Origin of the sequence: Bartonella sp. AC158YNML, from assembly GCF_042196725.1 — a bacterium.
Taxonomy (GTDB): domain Bacteria; phylum Pseudomonadota; class Alphaproteobacteria; order Rhizobiales; family Rhizobiaceae; genus Bartonella.
The window spans coordinates 84,176-103,124 of record NZ_JBHIQU010000004.1; the positions used below are offsets into that span (position 1 = coordinate 84,176).

At 37.1% G+C, this 18,949-nt stretch carries 15 protein-coding genes; 8 read left to right on the top strand and 7 right to left on the bottom strand.

The features are described 5' to 3' along the window. Positions 1 to 199: 199 nt before the first annotated feature. Positions 200 to 1,510, bottom strand: coding sequence for an MFS family transporter (locus ACFIM1_RS03635; protein ID WP_375609276.1), 1,311 nt, complete (start codon positions 1,508 to 1,510; stop codon positions 200 to 202). Between the two features lie 908 nt (positions 1,511 to 2,418). Continuing rightward, entirely contained in the window at positions 2,419 to 3,726 is a 1,308-nt protein-coding gene (locus tag ACFIM1_RS03640; protein WP_375607008.1) for an MFS family transporter, read from the bottom strand. Positions 3,727 to 3,947: 221 nt separating this feature from the next. On the opposite strand from ACFIM1_RS03640, the gene ACFIM1_RS03645 reads away from it, so the two are divergent. From ACFIM1_RS03645 to ACFIM1_RS03675, 7 genes are all read left to right on the top strand, one after another. Further along, positions 3,948 to 4,742: a thymidylate synthase gene (locus tag ACFIM1_RS03645; RefSeq protein WP_375606987.1), complete on the top strand. Its 795-nt coding sequence runs from the start codon at positions 3,948 to 3,950 to the stop codon at positions 4,740 to 4,742. After that, positions 4,739 to 5,248, top strand: a complete 510-nt coding sequence (locus ACFIM1_RS03650) for a dihydrofolate reductase (RefSeq protein ID WP_375606988.1) — start codon at positions 4,739 to 4,741, stop codon at positions 5,246 to 5,248. Before ACFIM1_RS03645 ends, ACFIM1_RS03650 begins: the two co-directional genes overlap by 4 nt. A gap of 118 nt (positions 5,249 to 5,366) precedes the next feature. Next, entirely contained in the window at positions 5,367 to 6,506 is a 1,140-nt protein-coding gene (gene hflK / locus ACFIM1_RS03655) for an FtsH protease activity modulator HflK (RefSeq protein ID WP_375606989.1), read from the top strand. A 2-nt stretch (positions 6,507 to 6,508) separates the two neighbouring features. Further along, positions 6,509 to 7,447 carry a protease modulator HflC gene (gene hflC, locus ACFIM1_RS03660; RefSeq protein ID WP_375606990.1) on the top strand — a complete coding sequence of 313 codons (939 nt, stop codon included), beginning with the start codon at positions 6,509 to 6,511 and terminating at the stop codon, positions 7,445 to 7,447. 151 nt (positions 7,448 to 7,598) lie between these two features. Continuing rightward, on the top strand, positions 7,599 to 9,122 hold the full coding sequence (locus tag ACFIM1_RS03665) for a Do family serine endopeptidase (protein WP_375606991.1): 1,524 nt from the start codon (positions 7,599 to 7,601) through the stop codon (positions 9,120 to 9,122). A gap of 703 nt (positions 9,123 to 9,825) precedes the next feature. Further along, on the top strand, positions 9,826 to 10,698 hold the full coding sequence (gene miaA / locus ACFIM1_RS03670; protein ID WP_375608254.1) for a tRNA (adenosine(37)-N6)-dimethylallyltransferase MiaA: 873 nt from the start codon (positions 9,826 to 9,828) through the stop codon (positions 10,696 to 10,698). Between the two features lie 271 nt (positions 10,699 to 10,969). After that, entirely contained in the window at positions 10,970 to 12,769 is a 1,800-nt protein-coding gene (locus tag ACFIM1_RS03675; RefSeq protein ID WP_375609277.1) for an acetolactate synthase 3 large subunit, read from the top strand. A gap of 760 nt (positions 12,770 to 13,529) precedes the next feature. Here ACFIM1_RS03675 and ACFIM1_RS03680 read toward each other — a convergent pair. The 5 genes from ACFIM1_RS03680 to ACFIM1_RS03700 all read right to left on the bottom strand — a co-directional run bounded on the left by ACFIM1_RS03680 (position 13,530) and on the right by ACFIM1_RS03700 (position 16,734). Beyond that, positions 13,530 to 14,270 (bottom strand): TauD/TfdA family dioxygenase, encoded by a 741-nt coding sequence (locus tag ACFIM1_RS03680; protein ID WP_375609278.1) that lies wholly within the window; start codon positions 14,268 to 14,270, stop codon positions 13,530 to 13,532. Positions 14,271 to 14,337: 67 nt separating this feature from the next. After that, positions 14,338 to 15,189, bottom strand: a complete 852-nt coding sequence (locus ACFIM1_RS03685) for an MFS transporter (protein WP_375609279.1) — start codon at positions 15,187 to 15,189, stop codon at positions 14,338 to 14,340. Then, positions 15,114 to 15,335 (bottom strand): hypothetical protein, encoded by a 222-nt coding sequence (locus ACFIM1_RS03690; protein WP_375609300.1) that lies wholly within the window; start codon positions 15,333 to 15,335, stop codon positions 15,114 to 15,116. The genes ACFIM1_RS03685 and ACFIM1_RS03690 overlap by 76 nt, the downstream gene beginning before the upstream one ends. A 27-nt stretch (positions 15,336 to 15,362) precedes the next feature. Further along, entirely contained in the window at positions 15,363 to 15,575 is a 213-nt protein-coding gene (locus ACFIM1_RS03695; protein WP_375609280.1) for a hypothetical protein, read from the bottom strand. A 232-nt stretch (positions 15,576 to 15,807) separates the two neighbouring features. After that, positions 15,808 to 16,734 carry a D-2-hydroxyacid dehydrogenase family protein gene (locus ACFIM1_RS03700; RefSeq protein ID WP_375609281.1) on the bottom strand — a complete coding sequence of 309 codons (927 nt, stop codon included), beginning with the start codon at positions 16,732 to 16,734 and terminating at the stop codon, positions 15,808 to 15,810. Positions 16,735 to 17,748: 1,014 nt separating this feature from the next. Between ACFIM1_RS03700 and ACFIM1_RS03705 the strand changes: the two genes are divergently transcribed. Further along, a complete protein-coding gene (locus ACFIM1_RS03705) occupies positions 17,749 to 18,870 on the top strand; it encodes an ATP-dependent RecD-like DNA helicase (RefSeq protein WP_375609282.1) in 1,122 nt (373 codons plus the stop codon). Positions 18,871 to 18,949 lie beyond the last annotated feature (79 nt).

The window sequence follows — 18,949 nt, forward strand, 5'->3', positions numbered from 1 at the left end:
ACATGATAAGTATTTAGGGTAGGGCTTGCCCATAGAATCTTATCAAGTAAATTACATAAAGAGGGTAGTAACTATAGATAATTTAAGAGAAACTGAGTTGTTTGTAAGACGAATGCGGGGCGGGTTTTCGTTCTTTACTAGGGTGGAGAAGAGATCAAAAAAAGCCCAAGAGTTGGGCTTTTTTATTCAGGAAATGAATTTAATGAAGTTTATCGTCTTGATCGAGATAGCCCCCTTTATCAATATCGGGCATAAGGAGAATAGAGATGAGTGCAATGATCATCATACCAACTATGTAATAAAAGAAAACAGATTCGTGTCCCATATTTTTTAATCCAAGCGCTACATATTCAGCAGAACCACCAAACAGTGCATTGCCAATGGCAAAAGCAAATCCAACACCAATTGCTCGGATTGAAGCAGGGAATAATTCTGCTTTTATAATACCAGCAATGGACGTATAAAAACTCATAACACAGAGTATTCCAATAATGATTAAGAGTGCTGTCCATGGATTATGGGCATTACCGATCATTTTAAGTACAGGAATGGTGCAGATAATGGATAATACACCCCAACTGATGAGTGAAATCCTTGCTCCAATTTTATCGGCTAGGGAACCAAAAAGAGGTTGGAGTAACACAAAAATAAAGAGGGCGGCGGTCATTATCGTTGTTGCTGTTTGTTTATCAAAGCCAGTAGTTGTTATCAGATATTTTTGCATATAAGTGGTGTATGTATAAAATGTGAGTGATCCGCCAGCTGTAAAACCAACAACCAAAAAGAACGCTTTTTTATGATTACGAAAAAGCTCTTTAAGGCTACCAGTATGTTTTGCAGAGCGGCTTTTGAGGGTTGTTGTTTCATGGAGAAAACTACGCAGATAAATTGCAACGATTGCTCCAAAACCACCAATGACAAAGGGAATACGCCATCCCCACGCTTTTAATTGATCCTCGTTAAGGTAAATGGCTAAAATAAATATTATAAAACTTGCCAGAAGTTGACCTGAGATCGTTGTTGCATATTGAAAAGAAGCAAAGAGACCTCGACGGTTTTTGGGCGCAATTTCGCTCATATATGTTGCTGCTGTACCATATTCACCGCCAACGGAAAGTCCTTGAAACATACGAACTAAAAGGAGAAGGAATGCTGCTGTTATTCCCAAGGTTTCATAGGTGGGAAGTATGGCAATGAGAAAAGAGCCTCCACACATCATAAAAACAGAAATAAGCATTGAGCGTTTACGTCCATAGCGGTCAGCAATGAAGCCAAAGAGCCATGCTCCAATTGGACGCATAAGAAAGCCAATAAAAAAGATTCCTGCAGTTTTTAACAGTTGTGTAACGATATCCTCATCTTTAGGAAAAAACTGTGAAGCGAAATAAACCGATGCAAAGGAGTAAGCATAAAAATCATACCATTCTACCAGATTACCTGATGCACTCGATATGATAGCAAAAATACGTTTCCTTGTATCATGCGGATCTAAAATTGTTTGGTTATTCATGAAATATTCCCCTTTTAGATTTATAATTTTTTTTCTTTTTAAAGCTATTTACGATGTGCATTATAAAAACGCCATTGTATCATGATAAATTTTTAGGGAAACATAAAGATTTTTTCTAGATCTATCAGTGCTGTTTTGGGCTCATGGTGTTGTTATATTGCGTAAATCTATCCTTAAGGAAATATTGTTTTTTGTTTGATTGTGAATTATTTGCATATGCAGAGTATTTATGAAGATATGATACTGTTTAGTTTATATGCTTGATGCTGTTTCGTAAAATGATGTTATTGACTATTGCATGCGAGGTTGGTGTATCAGTTAAAATACTTTTTAGAAATGATCTTAAGTGTTAAGGGGGAGTACAATATTAAGAGTTCGTCAATAGTATAATAATAGCGGCTTGCACTTTTATTAAGTGTAAAGAGAGTGATGCCCATGTTTATATTTTACGGGGCTTTTACGTTATGTCATTCACGGGTGCCGTTGTGAAATGGAGTTGGGTATATTGAGAAATGTTTCTCAAAAAAGTGTGCGAATTCATAATATAATTGTATTTTCTACTTTTCATGAAAGGATTTGTGTTTCATGAGGGGTACCATTAAGAACGTATTAAACAAAATCATGAGTGGAATCTTTATTATTGATAAAATTTCTTGAAAGATAATCACTTTTCTTCGATTTTGAGTGGGAATGGGGGGTATTAAAATAAATCAAAAATTTTTTATCTTCAGCAAAAGAAGCATTTATTCATAATAATATGCAGCTGTTTATTTTTATAAGCAGTATATGCAGGAGAGAAAATTTCTTCTTTAGGTGTTTGAAGAGATAAAAAATCGTGCGCTTTAAGCTTCTATGGGAAAGAATTACAAAAAGCCCAGAATACTGGGCTTTTTTGTTAACATCAAAAGTTAATGAATATCGTCTCCTTGTAAATATCCTTTTTTGCGCGCATCGGGCATCAAGAGAACCGCAATGAATGCAATAATCATCATGCCGGTTATATAAAAATAGAAGACAGATTCGTATCCAAGGTCTTTTAATTCAAGCGCTACGTATTCAGCAGAGCCGCCAAACACTGCATTGGCAATAGCATAAGAGAATCCAACACCTGTTGCTCGCACTGAAGCGGGAAACATTTCTGACTTTACAATACCAGAGATGGATGTATAAAAGCTCATAATGCATAGCATTCCAATAATGACTGATAGAGCAATCCATGTTTCATTAGTGTTACCAATTACATGAAGTCCAGGAATCGTAAAGATAATAGATAAAACACTCCAAATAAGCAGTGAAGTTCTTGTTCCAATTTTATCAGCCATAAAACCAAATGCAGGTTGAAGTAACATGAAAACAAAGAGCGCAGCAGTCATGATTGTTGTTGCAGTATGTTTATCAAAGCCGGTGGTTGTGATCAGATATTTTTGCATATAAGTTGTATAGGTATAAAATGTGAGCGATCCCCCAGCTGTAAAGCCAACAACTAGAAAAAAAGCTTTCCTGTGATTGCGTAGAAGCTCTAAAAGACTACCAGCTTGCTTTTTAGAACGATTTTCTTCTGTGGTTGTTTCATGAAGTGTACGACGGAGGTAAATTGCAACAACTGCTCCTAGGCCCCCAATGGCAAATGGAATACGCCATCCCCATGCTTTTAGTTGATCCTCTGTGAGATAAAGTGCTAGAATGAATATAACCAGGCTGGCTAGAAGTTGTCCACCAATCAGTGTGGTATATTGAAAAGAGCTAAAAAATCCACGGCGGTTTTTGAGTGCCACTTCACTCATATAAGTGGCTGTCGTACCATATTCACCCCCGACAGAAAGTCCTTGAAGCATTCGGAGTAAAAGTAAAAGAATTGCTGCTGCCATTCCAATAGTTTCATAAGTAGGAAGTATGGCGATTAAGAAAGAACCACCACACATCATACCAACAGAAATAAGCATTGAGCGTTTACGTCCATAGCGGTCAGCAATGAAGCCAAAGAGCCATCCGCCGATTGGGCGCATAAGAAAACCAATAGCAAAGACACCAGCGGCCTTTAAAAGTTGTGCAACGACATCGCCATCTGAGGGAAAAAATTGTGATGCAAAGTAAATGGATGTAAAAGAATAAACATAAAAATCATACCATTCTACTAGATTACCTGATGCACTGGATACAATAGCCCAGATACGTTTTTGCGTATCATGTGATGCTAAAGATTCTTGTTTTTCCATAGTCAATCCCTTCATTTCACGTTCACCATTTTTGTTCATTATCACTCTATGTTCTTTTCTTCAGAAGCTGTCTATAGTATTTTATCTTTTGCATAAAAATTTTAGTCAGATCACGATAATTTCTTGTGTAAGATGTTTTCGGATAAAGATTTGAATTATGTTTGTACGAATTTTACAGTTTTTATTTTCTATAATGAGGAGAATCGGACATAATAACCCTCATGAAATTATATCTGGCTCTTTTATCCCACGTTTTAAATCAGGGTATTGATCGTACAGATCGGACGGGCGTTGGAACGCGATCTATCTTTGGGTATCAGATGCGCTTTGATTTACAAGCAGGATTTCCATTGTTGACAACAAAAAAACTACATTTACGTTCAATTATTTACGAGCTTTTGTGGTTTCTTAAAGGTGATACAAATATTGCATGGTTGAAAGAGCATGGTGTATCAATTTGGGACGAGTGGGCTGATGAAAAAGGAGATCTTGGTCCTGTTTATGGTTATCAGTGGCGTTCTTGGCCTGCTCCTGATGGGCGCCATATTGATCAAATTAGTAATCTTTTAACAATGATTAAGGAAATGCCAGATTCTCGTCGCTTGATTGTATCAGCTTGGAATCCTGCATTAATAGAAGAAATGGCTTTACCTCCGTGCCATTGTCTTTTTCAATTTTACATTGCGGAGGGAAAATTGTCCTGTCAGCTTTATCAGCGTTCGGCGGATATTTTCTTAGGTGTTCCATTTAATATTGCATCCTACGCACTGTTAACGATGATGATTGCGCAAGTAAGCGGTCTTAAAGTAGGCGACTTTATTCATACTCTGGGGGATGCTCATCTTTATTCTAATCATTTTGAACAGGCAAAATATCAATTGTCTCGTAGACCAAATGCTTTGCCATGTATGCGCATAAATCCAGCGGTAACAGATCTTTTTTCTTTTCAATTTGAGGATTTTGAATTGCTTAATTATGAAGCACAATCCCATATTAAGGCGCCGGTAGCAATATGATGATTTCCATTTGTTTCATTGCTGCGGTTGCAGAAAATGGTGTTATCGGTCGTGAAGGTGCCATGCCTTGGCATTTATCAACGGATTTGCAACGCTTTAAAGCTTTGACATTGGGTAAGCCCATTATTATGGGAAGAAAAACTTGGGATTCTCTTGGGCGCCCTTTACCAGGGCGTACAAATATCGTCATTACGCGTGATTGTACCTTCAACGCTGAAGGGGCTGTTGTTGCTCACTCTTTATCGCAAGCTTGCTCTCTTGCAACAAGCGTTGCTTCTCAAAATAATGTAAAGGAAATTTTTATTATTGGGGGAGGGGAAATTTTTCAACAAGGATTGCCTATGGCTGATAAAATATTCCTTACAGAAGTTTTAGCCTCTATAGAAGGTGATAGTTTTTTTCCTGTTTTTGATAAAGAAAAGTGGACTATTGTGCAAACACAAGATATTCCAAAAGGGGATAAAGATAGTCATCCGACACGTTTTGTTGTTTATGAGCGGAAATAATTTTTGTAATATGAAGTGGAAGGGGTTATCAGTTGTATTATAATGAGGTAATAGGCACCCTATAAGATCAAGCAAATGGTTGGTGTTCGAGTAGTGGTAATCAGTTAAAGAGGTGATAATGCCCTGGACAAATCAAAATGGTGGTGGCCCGTGGAGTGGCGATAAAAACAGTGGTGAAAAAAAAACACCAGCTAAGAATATCTTTGGTTCTGGTGGCAATCATGGTAGCGAAAATGGTCCTAATCTTAATGATATTTTGCGCAAAGGGCAGGATCAGTTTAAACAATTTGGGAGAAGTAGTCTTTCTGTTTTGTTCCTTCTGCTTATTGCGTTTTTTTGGTTATACCAGTCAATTTATATTGTTCAGCAAAATGAACAAGCGGTAGAGCTGCGCTTTGGCATCCCTAAAGAAGGCATTATTGGTGATGGCTTGCATTTTCATTTTTGGCCAATTGAGACCTATATGAAAGTACCTTTAACGGAAAAAACAATCGCGATTGGTGGAAAGCCTGGTCAAGCGCAACAAAGTGATGGTTTAATGCTTTCGAGTGATCAGAATATCGTTAATGTTAATTTTTCTGTTTACTATCGGATTTCATATCCTAGTCAGTTTTTATTCAATGTGAATGATCAAGAGGGAACTGTCCGCCAAGTTGCTGAGAGTGCAATGCGTGAGGTCATTGGTTCGCGGCCGGTTGATGATGTTTTACGTGACAAGAAAGAAGAAGTTGCTAATGACGTTAGAAAGATTATCCAGTTGACTGTGGATAAATATCAACTTGGTGTCGAAATAAGCCGTGTGTCTATCAGTGAAGCTGCTCCTCCAACAAAGGTTGCTGCTGCGTTTAATTCTGTTCAGCAGGCGGAGCAGGAACGTGGAAGAATGATTGAAGAGGGGAATCGTGTGCGTTTTACGAAAATTGGTTTAGCAAATGGTGAAGCTTCACGCACACGGGAAATCGCAAAAGGTGAAAAGGCACAAATGGTTGAAGAGGCAACAGGGCGTGCTGAACGTTTTCAGGCAATAGCTCGAGAGGCTGCGATTTCACCAGAAGCTGCGCGCTACCGTCTCTATATGGAGACGATGGGGCGGATTCTTTCTTCACCAAATAAGCTGGTTCTTGATCAGGCAAATTCTCCAGCGGTGCCTTATTTACCTTTGAATGAATTGTTGCGTAGCAAGTCATCAGAAAAAGTAAAGGCAACATCAGCGCGTCCTGCGTTACTCTTAGATTCTCGTATTGCTGGAGGAGATTAATTATGCAGCAATCTCGCTTTTTGTTTGTTTTTAGTGCTATAGTGTTTGTTTTGATGATTTTGTGGATGTCCGTTTTTATCGTCTATCCTCGTCAACAAGTAGCAATTAAGCGTTTTGGACAAATTGTTCAGGTAGAATCTAATCCTGGAATCTATTTCAAGGCGCCCTTTATCGATAAGATGATCATTGTTGATAATCGGTTATTGCGTTACGATGTTCCTACACAATCTGTACAGGTTCGTGGTGGTGCGTATTATGAGGTGGATGCGTTCTTTATTTACCGTATTACAGATCCTAAGTTGTTTTTACAGCGCATTGCTTCTGGGCGTCCACAAATTGCGGCACGTGAAAACCTTGCACCACGGTTTATTGACGCTTTGCGTGCTGTTTATGGTAAGCGAGAATTTAAAGCAGCCTTATCGGATGAACGAGGCGCGATGATGGCTGAAGTACAGAAGCAATTTTCTGTAGATGCAGGTTCGTTGGGTATTACCATTGTTGATGTGCGTATTCGTAAAACCGATTTGACTGATGCTGTTTCAGAAGATGTCTATCGGCAAATGGCAGCTGAACGTGAAGCTGCTGCGGAAAATATCCGAGCTCGTGGTCAGCAGGAGCGAGATCGTATTGTGGCAGAAGCTAATCGTGAATATGAAGAAATTGTAGCAGCTGCAAAGCGTGATGCTGAAATTACCCGTGGTGAAGGTCAAGCTGAAAGTATTCGTCTTTTATTGAATGCGAGGGAGGCTAATCCGTCTTTTTACGATTTTTGGTTGGCGATGGAACAATACAAGAATTTAGAGAAAACACCGATGGTGATTTCTCCAAATGAGGATTTCTTTTTCTATTTTCGTAATCCGCCGCAGGCAAATAAAGCATTCTTACCGACAATGAATACGGGCCTCAGTAAAACTGATCCAAAATCGGGAGAGAATAGATAAAATAATGGATTGCAGATACGAGATTTTGCATGAAAAGAATGATCTGTGACCATTTTCTTTTATGGTAAAAGTGGTAGAGAGTATCGAGCCGTGCTGGTTTTACGTAGATAAATTTAGTAGGGCTCTTTGCATCTTTGATTAAAGGCATGTCATGGATAGAAGTGTCATGAGTAAAAATACGTTTTTAAAGTTTTTTATCACAAGAGTTGTTTTTTGTGTGACTTTGTTTCTATCTGGATCAGTGAGTTTGTCTTGGGGAGCCGAGACAAGCAAGGCATTGCTTTCTATTCCTGATTTAGCTTCTGAGCTTTTGGAAACAGTTGTGAATATTTCCACGGCGCAGACTGTTGAAGGAACAGAACAGGATGAAAATACTGCGGTACCCATTATCCCAAAAGATTCATTGTTGGAGGAATATTTTAGTGATTTCTTTACACCTAAAGATGGTCAAAAAGATAGTCAATTTCAAAAGGTGCGTTCTTTAGGGTCTGGTTTTGTGATTGATGCGCAAAAAGGGATTATTGTTACAAATTATCATGTTATCGTTGATGCTGATGATATTGAAGTTAATTTTACGGATGGTACAAAACTAAAGGCAAAGCTTCTTGGAAAGGATAGCAAAACTGATTTGGCGTTGCTTCAAGTCGATGCAGGAAGTAAAAAATTAAAAGCTGTGCGTTTTGGTGATTCAGAAAAGGCACGTATTGGTGATTGGGTTATGGCTATTGGAAATCCTTATGGTTTTGGTGGAAGTGTAACAGTTGGCATTATTTCTGCACGTAACCGTGATCTTAATGCTGGTCCCTATGATAATTTTATTCAAACAGATGCAGCAATTAATCGTGGCAATTCTGGTGGTCCGTTATTTGATAGAAATGGTGAAGTCATTGGCATTAATACAGCAATTGTTTCACCTTCGGGAGGATCTATCGGTATTGGATTTGCTATTCCATCGGATATGGCTCTTTCTGTTATTAATCAATTGCGTGATTTTGGAGAAATAAGGCGTGGTTGGTTGGCTATTCGTATTCAGCCGGTAACAGAGGATATTGCAAAAAGTTTAAAATTGGACAATGCTGTGGGAGCATTGGTGGCTGGTAAAATAGAACAGACGAAAGAAAATAATGTAGATAATAGCCAGTTACAAACTGGAGATATTATTCTTTCCTTTGGTAATTCCAAAATTAAGCATGCACGTGATTTGCCGCGTTTAGTTGCAGAAAGTTCAGAAGGAAAAGTGGTGGACGTTACTGTTTTACGCAATGGGCAAGAAGAAACAGTAAAAGTTAAGCTTGGACGTTTGATTGAAACAGATCCAAATGAAGATACAGAAGAAGTTGATGATAAAAAAAATCAAGATCTGTCGAAAAACGTGACAATGCAATTTATGGGCATGACGTTATCTGAACTGACAGAGGATTTGCGTCATCGTTATTCAATTTCAGATAAACTTCGAGGACTAGTGGTGACAGCTGTTGCACAAAATAGTGCAGCGGATAAAAAGCGTATTCGCGTTGGTGAAGTGATAGTTGATATCAATCAGAGTTCTATCACAACAATTGATGAGGCTAAGAGACGTATTCATAAATTACGTGAAGCTGGACGAAAAAATGCTCTCTTTATTGTTGCGCGTCCAGATGGAGAGTTACGGTTCGTAACGATTTTAATGGATTGATGTTTGAAAAATTATTTTTTGTTTTTTAGCAGCTTTAGTCTATGGGGTCTTTTGCAAGTCAGGCATGTGATGTTCAATGTTTCTCAAGCTCATTTCACGATAGAGAGCATGGGGTGTGCAATATAAAATCTATAGGAAATCATTATATCTTTATGCTGGATATAAAGTATAAATTGGTGCCATCATAGTATTTTTCAGTTATCAATATTGTAACAGCCTAGACTTTGAAATGCTGCATAAGAGATATTGGTACACCTTTCTTAAGTCCATTTTTATCTCTGCTTGTGATGCGCAAGTAAATAGTATTGATATGATGCTTTATAAGGCTCTGATTATAAACCGGCGTAGCATGCTATTTTTATAGGAAAAAATAAAGCTATTTGATTGTATAGATTAAACTCAGTATTATTTTCATAAATGATGACAAAGAGTATGTTTTTAATGGCATTAACGGACAGAATTATTATAGCTGTGGTTTGTTATTGAATTATGATAGCAAAAAATGCTTGGAAATTCCTTTGGTGTTGTTATTAAGTCCATTTTTTCTTTTTTATAAGTTTCATAGGATTTTCTTTGTATTAAAGAGAATTTGTGTTCGTATTTTTGTTTGAAGTATTTACTCTATGATCATGGAGAGAAAATACAGTGGCTTTGGGGGGGCTGCATGTTGCAATAAGTTATTGATTGGGAGAAATTGCTATTCATGACACAGAGAACAGTTACATTAATAGCGGGGCCAACGGCAAGTGGGAAGTCAGAACTTGCCTTGCAAATGGCTAAAGAAAAAAATGCTCTCATTATTAATACTGATTCAATGCAGGTTTATGATGTTTTAAATATTTTAACAGCACGGCCGAGAGAGGCTGATACTGCGATTGTTCCCCATTATCTTTATGGTCATGTGAGTCCTACGTTGAATTACTCAGTAGGGCAATGGTTGTGTGATGTTGAGAAGCTATTGGCTACTTTTTCTTTGAGATCAGTTATTTTTGTTGGCGGAACAGGACTTTATTTTCGTGCTCTTTTGGAAGGGATTGCGGAAATTCCTCATGTTCCAGATGTTGTGCGGCAGAAATGGCGTCTGCTGCTTGATCAAGAAGGACCTGAAAGTCTTTATGGCCAGTTGTTACAGATTGATGCTGATGTTGCTGAAAAAATTTCTTCGCACGATAGACAGCGTATTGTCCGTGCTTTGGAAGTTTATGATGCAACCGGTAAGACGCTCAGTTGGTGGCAGAAACAAAAAACAACACCTATCATTGCGCCGAATTTGACCGAAAAAATTCTTCTCATGCCACCACGTCCTCTGCTTTATGAACGTATTCATAAACGCTTGGATTCTATGATTGAAAGAGGAGCTTTAGAAGAAGTGGTGGCTATGAAAAAACTTAAACTTTCCCCTTCATTACCAGCAATGAAGGCTATTGGTGTACCTGAATTTATGGCTTATTTGGATGGATATAGAAGCTTTGAGAATGCTCTTGAAGCGGTAAAAATACAAACGAGGAGATATGCAAAAAGACAAATGACATGGTTTCGTAATCAATTTGATGAAGAATGGATGCTTACTTTTTGATAAAAGAGTTATAGCTTTGCAAAAAAACTTATCGAAAGATAAAAGATAATTCGTGAAAAAGAAATTTTTTAGAAAATATAATTTTTTATTGACGAATGGTATCAATGGAATTAAAAATCTTTCTACAAGGAATTTTTTATATATTTTATACGTTGGAATAATGGGGGTAATCATACAGTATGTGTTGTGTAATAGGCTCCTTTGGGGGCTTTTTTTATGGGCTCCGTTAGGGGCTTTTTTTATTGTCCTATAAAGTAGGTGAGTGGGAAAAATGAGAAATGATCCAAGAAAGCAAGAGAGTGCAGATGGAAAAATAATGTCGGGCGCTGAAATAGTGGTTCAAGCTCTTATAGATCAAGGCGTTGAACATATTTTTGGTTATCCTGGTGGGGCTGTTTTGCCTATTTTTGATGTTCTTTATCACCAAGATACACTCCAGCATATTTTGGTGCGTCATGAACAAGCTGCAGGGCATGCGGCTGAAGGCTATGCACGTAGCACAGGGAAGGTAGGGGTTATGCTTGTGACTTCTGGTCCAGGGGCAACGAATGCTGTTACACCTTTGCAAGATGCTCTTATGGATTCGATACCTCTTATTTGTTTTTCTGGGCAGGTGTCAACAACGGTGATTGGAACAAATGCTTTTCAAGAGGCAGATACAGTTGGAATTACAAAGCCTTGTACGAAGCATAATTGGCTGGTTAAAAATGTCAATGATCTTGCAGCTGTTATTCATGAAGCTTTTTCTCTTGCTCAATCAGGTCGTCCTGGGCCGGTTTTGATTGATATTCCTAAGGATGTTCAATTTGCTTCAGGATTTTATAGAGCACCTCAAGTTCAGGAGTCTTTACATTCTTTTCCATCGTTGAAAGGGAATACTAAGGCTATTGAATCTGCCGTTTCTCTTTTAGTTGAGGCAAAACGTCCTATTATTTATTCTGGTGGTGGTGTTATTTCATCAGGGATGAAAGCTATACAGCTTTTACGTAATTTGGTTCAATTGGGGGATTTTCCGATTACTTCAACATTAATGGGACTTGGTGCTTATCCTGCTTCCGGTAAAAATTGGCTTGGAATGCTTGGAATGCATGGAACCTATGAGGCTAATATGGCCATGCATGATTGTGATGTCATGTTAGCTGTTGGAGCACGATTTGATGATCGTATCACGGGGCGCCTTGATGCATTTGCACCTCATGCGCGTATTATTCATATTGATATTGACCCTTCTTCTATCAATAAAATTGTAAAAGCAGAAGTTCCAATTATTGGTGATGTGGCTTGTGTTTTGGCAGATATAATGCAAAATTTGCATATGCATCAATCAAAGTTCGATAAAGAAAGTCGTAAAATATGGTGGATGCAAATTAACCGTTGGAAAGCTCGTAATTCATTGGCATATGCGGAGAAAAAAGATGTCATTATGCCGCAATATGCTCTTGAACGACTTTATGCTCTTACCAAAGATGCGAATGCTTATATTACAACGGATGTCGGGCAGCATCAGATGTGGGCAGCGCAGTATTATCATTTTGATGAACCAAAACACTGGATGACTTCTGGTGGTCTTGGAACGATGGGGTATGGTTTACCTGCTGCTATAGGTGTTCAAATAGCGCATCCTAATGCGCTTGTTGTATGTATTTCTGGTGATGCCTCCATTCAGATGAATATTCAAGAGCTTGCAACAGCTATTCAGCATGACACACCGGTGAAAATTTTCATTTTAAATAATCAGTATATGGGAATGGTCCGCCAGTGGCAGCAATTGCTGCATGGTAATCGTCTTTCTCATTCTTATACGGAATCTATGCCTGACTTTGTGAAATTGGCACAAGCTTATGGAGCGGTAGGGATTCATTGTTCAAAACCCGATGAACTTGATGATAAAATTCAGCAGATGATTGATTGTGATAAGCCTGTTCTTTTTGATTGTCGTGTTTATCATTTAGAAAACTGTTTTCCTATGATCCCATCGGGATGTGCCCATAATGAGATGTTATTACCCGATGAAGCAAGCGAAGAAGCTATTGCAAATGCTATTTCTTCCGAGGGAAAGATTCTTGTATAAAATGAATATGTTAACAAAATGGTGAAGGATGGTGATGATGAAGTCTTTGGAGGCTTCATCTCTGTCTCTTCTTTGTGGAGAGTTTCTATTATTCTTAGAACTCATTTTATTATTTTCATTCTGTGTTTAAAGACATGGGGTGTATTATTATTTGTTTATCTAAAAAATGTTATAAGTCGTGTGCCAAATTATGTTTGAATTTATTTGTACGCGATGTTTGTTTTTTTTAAATTCATATGTTCACATTAATAGCTATATCGTTGCATTTTTTAGATAATACATTGAATTATCTGTTATAAATTAATTATGTTGTCTCATATATGAAAGATTTCATCGTGCAAGAAAAAAAGCCACCATGCTTGAAGGGTGCAACCATGCAAACCGTTATACTTGTGAAAACAATAGAAAAGTTTGTCACTATGTTTTGGTTTTGCATTATGAAATTACTCCAAATAGCTCTTTCAAGGGCTTGATAGGAAAATCCCCCTAGAGGCTTGAAAGGAATGGCGAAAATAACAAAAAGCGAATGCAGCCATAGAAAATCAATTGGCCACCATAGCTTATAATTAGCTAGTAACCTCACCTGATTATGCGGGAAAAATCTATACATATGAGATGTATCGTCAATATATATAAACCAGAATAATACTCACCATTATATCATTATCAGGACATTAACATTGAAAATTAAATACTCTTTCTTTTATTTGTTCTACATATCTATGATTCCATAAATCTGCAGACCAAACACTCTTTGAATCTATCGCATTGGATTTTCATAACTATCAAATGATCCAAAAAATTTATCTCTAGAGTGTAGAGCCATTCTATTATCAATGTATAATAATCTTCCCTGTTGTACATCAATTCCAAAAGATACAGCCTTAAAATGATCTGAAGCTTCCTTGGCTTTTTTTGACTGTGGCTCTAACATGCCTGGATAAAAAACAGCGCTGATATCTGGGAATTCACCGTCCCCTTGAACGAGGGGCACTTTACCTGTAGAGGTTACTCCATTTCTTCTCCATCTATAGGGAACATTAATTATATATAAATTATCCCTTAAGTTCCTCAAATCCTCCTCACTTAAAAGTTTTAGAGCGAGACGTGCATCAGATATTCTCGTTAACGGACCATCAACATCATTGTGAACACCAGATAAAAGGATCCCTTTAGGAGATAAATTTAAACCGGTTATAAATTTTAGTGCAGCATTTTCTATATGAAAATCTAACTCAACTTCAGATCCTAATCCTGTATAATCTTTTTTATTATCCTCTAAAGGAACTAGGTTATTTACTATATGTTCGCCTTTAAACTTAATTGCATAAGGCTCTCCAATCAATAAAGAAAACATCATAATTAAATTTTCGCTAATATAGCCACTTTTACAAGACGCATCTAAATTATAAGGATTAGGTGACGTATTAATTTGTCTATCAATTGGAAGATTTTCAAAGATTAAATATGGTTTAGGGGTAATAGATACCTTTTGATTCATCAGAATTGCCAATATTCTATGGGGTAACAGCGAAAATGCTATTTTTTAGCTCAACTCAAAAGTATTTTCATTGATCATTATAATTTCCTCCCCAATTATCTTTCCCTACTTTCTTATTAAGAAAAGTGAAAAAACAATAATTAAAATCAGCCATGTTAGTAAATAAGTGTCTGTAAAATCTTGGATTAATCCAAATAATGGTGGAGCAGTAATAATTGCGATTTGATTTATAGACATTGCTAAACCCAGAGAAAAGCCAACGCTTTCTTTCGGTGAAGAGTCTACAATATAGGCGACCCAAGGGCCATACCATCCCATTCCAAAAAACTAACCAAGCAGATAAAATAGTTAAATAAATTATCGATCCACTTATGCCCAAAATTAATATTAAAAATCCAAAAACGACTGCAATCATGCAAAACAAGACAGGAAAAAATCGTCCTTTTCTACAATGATCACTCCACGCTGCTAAAATAATTCTTCTTAAGGCACCAGAAGCCTGTGAAACAAAAAACAAATAAGCACTTTTAGCTAAAGACAGGTGATAGATTCTATAAAAATAAATCGTTATAAAAATGGTTAAAACATATGGAACGATCACAAGTGAAACGCCTGAGAAAATAATATTCTTCATATGCGGTGCCGTTAACATCGCAAGACGAGACTTTACATTTGCATAGAACGAAACTTTTGCTTTGCTTTCTGAAACGATAGCTACAATTTTTTCTGGTGAGTGATAAAAAATAATAAATATACATCCCCCTAAAAAAGAAACTATGGCACCGACTAAAAACGCACCTTGTATGCCATAGACAAACGCACTAGTAGGAAGAACTATCCCAGCTAATACCCCCCACCTAATGGTAGCCCCGCTTGCCTTATTTCCATTGCAAATCCGCGTTGCGATTGTGGAAACCATAAAGAAACAGATTTAGCGCCACCAGGTTGAGCAGAACTATAAAATCCCTCTACAATTAGTAAACAGACCAAAAGGGAAATAGAGTTATCTGCAATTGCTCCCAACAAAAGAGCGAAAGAAACGCCGACCGCGCCAACTCCAACAATATAGCGCTCGTTAAACTTGTCTAGTAATTAGCTTGCTACAAGTAACCCAATAGGTAGGAACTGCGCTGATGAAGACAGTAAACCTATCTGAGAGTCGCTAAGCGAAAAATCATTCTTAAAAAATTCAGCTAAAGGACCAATCCTTTGAACAAAGAAGCAGGCTGATGCTTGAGCGATAGTGGCAACAAGCGATATAATCCATCTATAATAATTTTTTTCTATAATTTTATTATTGCTCACTCAGTCCCCCTCCAATTAAAGTGTATTCCAATGAAGTAGCCTTTTTTAATAATGCTTGGAACAATAAATGAGGTATTTTATGCTGATTACATAAAAAATCTGTCAATATGATTGGTATGAATATGAAAGCTAAGGAATATGCTTAATTTAAGGAAATACGCTATTATGTGTAATGCAAACTTGATACGCTAGCGATATAAGATAAATTTTACAAACATTGGCTCAGCCGGCATTAAGTGCTCTTCATAAAAGAAGCTATATTTTGGCAAGCTTTTTCAAAATAATTCTCAAAGCTTTCTTCAGTCACATAGCCCAGATGCGGTGTGCAAAGAACTCTATCTGATTGCAATAATTTGCTCTCATATACTGGCTCGCTGTCATAAACATCCAGTGCAAAGTAAGTTGAATTTTCCAAACTGAGTATTTTTTCTATCGCCCCTTTTTCAACCAAAGCTGAACGCGCTGTGTTGACAAAAATAGCATGAGGTTTCATGCTCAATAGATCATCTAATTTTATGATTTCTCTGGTTTTATCACTTAAACGTAAATGGACGGATATAACGTCAGGACGTGTAAAAAATTCATCTTTTGAATGCGTAAAATGATAACCTAAATTTTTTGCTTCTTGCGTTGAACGCTCGCTCCCATAAACCAAAATGGACATGCCAAAAGCTTGAGCATATTGAGCAACCATTTTACCAATACGCCCAAACCCGAATATTCCAAGAGTAGCTCCTTTCATTTGGTTGCCAAATGTTGTTTGCCATCGTCCTTTTTTTATATCAGATACAGATTTACAGAGTTTTCTACGCGCAGACATAATTAAGAGCCACGCAAATTCAGCAGCAGAAGTTGGATCTCCACCACCGTCTAATATTTCAATTCCCAAGTCTCTACAAGCTTCTATATCAATATGTGAACCTATAGGGCCTGTTTGGCAGATTAATTTTAAATTTGGCAGTTTCAGGAGAAGATCTCTATCAACTATAGTCCGTTCTCTGATTAAGATAAGAATATCGATCCCTTTGAGCTTATCTTCTAGATCACATTCTTTAGCTAAATTATTTATAACCAGCACTTCATGTGATTTCATTAATTTTGTAATAGACTGTAATGTTAGGGTGGCTTTTTGATAGTCGTCTGGAATTAATATTTTCAATTTAAACCTCCTGTTTCATTCATCAATATTTGAGTTCATTATTTCATTTCTAAAACAAACAAAAAGCAATATTACCGCTGATATTTTGGCATAACGCCAAGCCTATTAACAAATTAATCCCCCTTGATTTCATTGTTATTTTATAGCAATAAGAATAGCATTAATCAGTTAGTTTTTATAAACTTTAAAACATTGCGACAAAAAGAAAAAGTTTGACTCAATAGATGGAAAATTGCGCTTTTCTCATATTCTAGAGGACGAACCTGAAGTGCTACGCTGGACTGAAACCATGTTCCAGTTTTCTTATAATAGACTATCAAGAAGGACATATTTACGAACCATATTTTATTGTTGAAACAGAAAAAGCTCCATATTTGTGCAAGATAAAGCGTGCTTCATATAAGCGTTATTTGTAGCATGAAGAGTAAATTTATTAAAATCATGATAAGAGGGAAATAGGAACTTTAGAGGTGTATCATCATAGGATTAAGTAGTTTTGTTGAGAGCTATTTTTATTTCTGCCAAAATGTTTTTAATATATTTAATTATTATTTCAGAATAGTGGATATACTTTATTTTTATGTGCAAGAAAGCTGATTTTTTGTGTAAAATAGTATTCATAAAATTACATTATTTTTATCCTGTTAAGGACATTTTTTCTAGCTAGGGTTTTGCAAAGGCAATACTCTTTTTCTCATTCTAAATTTTGGTTATAAAAAGCGTATACTAGGTGTTATTTTAACTTTAAGATATGCATATTCCATTGTTGGTGTTACTGTTGTAAAAAATGATATTTTATTCGATAAGTATAAGGTATTACCAAGAAGATCGATGTATAGATAAAATTTAGATTGTTACACTATCTTGAAAAAGTAATGGGTAAATAATTGATAATTGTGCTACGAAAGTTGTTAGATGGGTGTGTGTCAGCAATTCTTAATAAAAAAGTTTTTTTTAATAGTCGGTTTTTTTCAAAATACTGCTCTTTTTATGCAAAACTTATATTGGTAAGCTATGCAGTTTTCACGGGAACAGGATAATGCATTGAAGGCTGTTGCCGCGTGGTTGAGGGAAGGGCGTTCTCCTTTTTTTCGCCTTTTTGGCTATGCGGGAACGGGTAAGACGACGCTTGCACGCTATTTTGCAGAGACAGTTGATGGTTCTGTTCAATTTGCTGCTTTTACAGGGAAGGCGGCGCAGGTTTTGCGTTCTAAAGGTGCAAGCAATGCTTGTACTATTCATTCGCTAATTTATTGTCCACGTGGAGAAGAGGAAGTTTCCGATGAAATAACAGGAAAAAAGTCTATTGCTCCAACATTTACGTTAAATCGAAGAAGTGCTGCTGCACAAGCTAAACTCATTATTGTTGATGAATGCTCGATGGTCGATGAAAAATTGGCGCGTGATTTAATGAGTTTTCGAACGCCAATTCTTGTTCTTGGTGATCCAGGTCAATTGCCTCCTATATCTGGTGGAGGCTTTTTTTCTAATGGAGAACCAGATTTTCTTCTTTCAGAAATTCATCGGCAAGCGCGAGATAATCCGATTATACGTCTTGCTATGGACGTGCGCGAAGGACGCGATATTGCTTATGGTGACTATGGAGAAGCGCGCGTTGTTACACGTAAAGAGGTCAATCAACAATTGGTTTTGGATGCTGATCAGGTCTTGGTAGGGGTTAATCGTACACGCCACCTTTATAATCAGCGTTTGCGTGTGTTAAAGGGATTTACAGCAGATTATCCGCAAGCGGGAGATAAGCTGGTGTGTTTGCGAAATGATCCCATTAAAGGTTTGTTGAATGGCTCTTTATGGAAGGTGATGACTTCACAGAAGGAGACCGTTAAACCAAGTATTAATCTTCTTGTGAAACCAGAAGAAAGTGAGCGTGGGGTAGCAAAGATTAAACTTTTAAAAGCAGCGTTTGAAAACCCTGATCAAGAAATTTCATGGCAATTAAAAAAGCGATATGATGATTTTGATTATGGGTATGCATTAACGGTTCATAAGGCGCAAGGTTCTCAATGGAATAACGTCGTTTTGTTTGATGAAAGTTTTGCATTTCGTGATATGTATGCATGCTGGCTTTATACGGGAATTACCCGCGCAGCAGAGCATTTAACGATTGTTCGATAGAGAAAATGTGTGTATCATCCCAGTTTCAGATAGAAAATGCCTTTTTTCTATCTTGTTACACACTATAAAAAAATGGAAA